Here is a 524-nt window from a genome sequence, read left to right on the forward strand (position 1 = left end):
TCGTAGACCTCTTGGGACTGGATGGCGATCGCCTTTTCCTTGTTGGCTTCCAGATTTGCCGCCCAAATGTTGAGGGTCCGCTCGTAATGCTTCTGCAGCAACTGCACCCGCTCGACCGAGAAGCCGGCAGCCTCGCCGAACTTGAAAATGTCTTCCTGCGCCGGCAGCTGCCCACCCGGGAAAATCTCCTGGCCGATAAACCGCGCGAATCGGATATCGCTCATCGTCAAGGTGATGCCACGCGCCGGCATTTCTTGCCATTGATAGGTCAAGATCGTATGCAAAAGCATCCGGCCATCGTCGGGAAGGATGTCGTAGGCGCGATCGAAAAATGCGGGATAGCGCTCCATCTTGAAGGCTTCGAAGGCGCCGATCGTCACAATCCGATCGACCTTGTCCTCGAACTCTTCCCAACCCTGCAGACGCACCTCGATGTTGCGGTTGGTCGACAATCCGGCCAGCTTGTTCTTGCTGTACTCAAACTGATTGCGGCTCAACGTGATTCCGATGACATTCACGACGTA

The 524-nt window shown here is 55.9% G+C and carries 1 protein-coding gene; it reads right to left on the reverse strand.

Features of this window, described 5'->3' with window-relative positions:
• On the reverse strand, nucleotides 1–524 hold a 524-nt coding region (locus A5782_RS07685; protein ID WP_197694148.1), incomplete at both ends, for a class I SAM-dependent methyltransferase.

This window comes from Mycobacterium sp. 852002-40037_SCH5390672 (assembly GCF_001665875.1).
Taxonomy (GTDB): Bacteria; Actinomycetota; Actinomycetes; order Mycobacteriales; family Mycobacteriaceae; genus Mycobacterium.